The following is a 2,272-nucleotide window of genomic DNA, read 5'->3' as shown; positions in this document are numbered from 1 at the left end:
CACACAGAACGTCAACGTCAACACCGCCACGCCAGAATCTCCCAAAACATGGGTTAACGGCCACACCCTCGCGGGCGTGAGTCCGGCGCTGGCGGCAGACCTGGCTTTTCTGGCCGGGCTGCGCACGGAGCGCATGACGCTGGATGACCGCGCAGAACTGCTTTACGGCGGCCTGCTAAGCCTGGCTGAGCAGGTCTGCAACGCCGTAACCGACTGGTCATGCTACCGCCCGCGGATGCCCCTGACGGCCTGGCTGGCGTGGCTTGCCGCCGGTCCGCTGGTACGTGACCAGTGCGACGGCGCCGGTGAAGAGGCCTGGCGGCTGGCCTGCCGCGAGCTGGAAACGCTGCTGAAAGCGGGCCGGGGAATGCACCTGGCGGATATTGCGTGAGCGGGGGAGGGAGCGGAATGAAAACACAGAACGCAGCAGACGCCGGGATCAGCGGATTAGCGCCGCAGCTGGCGGACAGCCTGAAGGCACTGACGGCGCTGGCGCAGAGCCGGTTGAGCGAACGTGAGCAGCATGAATTCCTGTGGTTCACCCTGCACGACATGGCGCAGCAGCTGGCAGAAACGGTACGGGACGGCGCGCTGCCGCTGCCCTCATTCCGCGCGTGGATAGCGGCGAGCCACATCGTACACGACCGCTTCGGCACGGCGGGAGAGGTGGCGTGGGGCAGGGCAAGCAGCCTGCTGGCAGACCGCCTTGCCGCTGACGTCGCACAACAGGCAGGAGGTGCGCAGGACAAACCGCAGGCGTAAAAAAAGCAGGCCGGAGCCTGCTCTTTTCACGGTCGCCAGTTCGAGCTGGCGGCCTCATCAAAACCAGCATCACGAGGAAGCAATTATGATTTTTGACGCACAAATCGTCGCACATGCCACCGCGTTTGTAAACGCCCTGCGCAGCGGACGGCTGGCACACGTACCCGCCATGCCGTTTTCGCTGTGGCAGCAGTTCATGACCACCGTTAAGAGCCAGCTGGAGGTGCAGCCATGAGCAGCATGATCGTGCAGCAGCATCCGGCCGGTGCGGCGTCACCGGTGACGCATGAGGATATCGCCCGCGCGCTGGGGCGGTACTGCCTGATCCGCCTCGACAACGGAGCCGAATCCTTCTGGCACAACGGGCACTACATCTGCGAGGCGGACGGCGCGTCCGCAGAGGCCGGGGTGGCCGATATCGCCCGGCTTGCCGCGCGGGCGGGCGGTCAGTCGCTGCGTCATGCTGAGCTGCCGGTGCCGGACGGAGAATGGTGCTGGTCTGATATCGCTGAACGGCTGGCCCGCAGTGCCCTGACCGAAACGGTGCGCGCCTCCGGCATCGTGACGGGAAGTGAAACGCCGCAGGGCCGGGGCGTCCACTTCTGCGATCATCCGCTGCTCAGCGGTGACAATTCGAACCTGTGGTTTCCGGTCGGCATCGGGGAGGGCTGGTTTGAGGCGGTAGAGCGCATCCTCATCATGAACGGGCTGGCGGAAAACCTGGTGAAGCTGACGCCGCTGCGCGAGGGAAACTATATCGACTGGAAGGCCACCTGGAATCGCCGGGCCACTATCTGATGCCGCAGGGCCGGTCAGACCGGCCCTGATCACCCTGACTGAGAGGAATACATTATGCAGAACACCACGACTTCCCTGATGGCTGACGACACCATGACGTTTGCTGACCTCGCCTGCCTGGCGCACCAGAACGCAGACGGGATGCCGTCTGAAGCAGATAACGCTGGCCGGGCAGGCGCCGCCGCCGCCGCGCTCGTCACCTTTGCCCGCTGCACCGGCCTCGATGCGGATGGGGAACCGGCCGCCACCGCCGTGGTGGATCTGCTGGCTGACCTGATGCACCTGTGTGGCGGAACAGGCATGCCGTTCTGCGAGCTGCTGGTTTCGGCTGCACAGCATTACGGCTGCGAAGCGGACACGTGAGCAGGGGCCGCACAGCATAACCCCGCGGGGCCGTCCGGCCCCGGATAAAAGACGGTGCTGACGCACCGTCCTGCCTCCATCGCGACCGCATTCGCAGTTGTCATTTCCTGGCATGATTCTGAGAATTTATTCTGTTATCACCCCCGCTTTCAGCGCTGTCCGGATGCAGTCAGGCGCTGAGCAGGCGTTGTAATGTCTGAATCGTCCCCATCGTTATGTTTCTTTCCGGCGTTCCGCAATGCCCTGTCCCGCGTACTGAAATGCTGTCTCCCCGGGCGTCCGGGCGGCTGTCATGCTTCGCACAGAGCCGGCACGCCGTCTCTGCCCGGGCCCGTTCCGGGCCAGCGGG

General features: G+C 64.7%; 5 protein-coding genes. All 5 read left to right on the top strand.

Annotation, left to right across the window (positions count from 1 at the left end; all coding sequences use genetic code 11):
* The coding region (locus IBT54_RS24785; protein ID WP_201253317.1) for a hypothetical protein at positions 1–391 on the top strand (391 nt) is incomplete at its 5' end.
* A 17-nt stretch (positions 392–408) separates the two neighbouring features.
* Positions 409–762, top strand: a complete 354-nt coding sequence (locus IBT54_RS24780; protein WP_201253316.1) for a hypothetical protein — start codon at positions 409–411, stop codon at positions 760–762.
* An 85-nt stretch (positions 763–847) separates the two neighbouring features.
* Complete coding sequence (locus tag IBT54_RS24775) at positions 848–997, top strand: hypothetical protein (RefSeq protein ID WP_033764975.1); 150 nt, start codon at positions 848–850, stop codon at positions 995–997.
* Positions 994–1,560: a hypothetical protein gene (locus IBT54_RS24770; protein ID WP_236263716.1), complete on the top strand. Its 567-nt coding sequence runs from the start codon at positions 994–996 to the stop codon at positions 1,558–1,560. Before IBT54_RS24775 ends, IBT54_RS24770 begins: the two co-directional genes overlap by 4 nt.
* Positions 1,561–1,614: 54 nt before the next feature.
* Complete coding sequence (locus IBT54_RS24765; protein WP_201253315.1) at positions 1,615–1,923, top strand: hypothetical protein; 309 nt, start codon at positions 1,615–1,617, stop codon at positions 1,921–1,923.
* The last annotated feature ends 349 nt before the right edge of the window (positions 1,924–2,272 follow it).

This window comes from Pantoea sp. S62, from assembly GCF_016658625.1.
In the GTDB taxonomy this organism is placed as follows: domain Bacteria; phylum Pseudomonadota; class Gammaproteobacteria; order Enterobacterales; family Enterobacteriaceae; genus Pantoea; species Pantoea vagans.
Note: the sequence above shows the minus strand (reverse complement) of the source record. Positions and strands in the feature narration are given on the sequence as shown.

Bases quoted from the DNA above. Each gene is read 5' to 3' on its own strand.
- IBT54_RS24780 (WP_201253316.1), top strand. From the start codon at position 409: ATGAAAACACAGAACGCAGCAGACGCCGGGATCAGCGGATTAGCGCCG.
- IBT54_RS24775 (WP_033764975.1), top strand. From the start codon at position 848: ATGATTTTTGACGCACAAATCGTCGCACATGCCACCGCGTTTGTAAAC.
- IBT54_RS24770 (WP_236263716.1), top strand. From the start codon at position 994: ATGAGCAGCATGATCGTGCAGCAGCATCCGGCCGGTGCGGCGTCACCG.
- IBT54_RS24765 (WP_201253315.1), top strand. From the start codon at position 1,615: ATGCAGAACACCACGACTTCCCTGATGGCTGACGACACCATGACGTTT.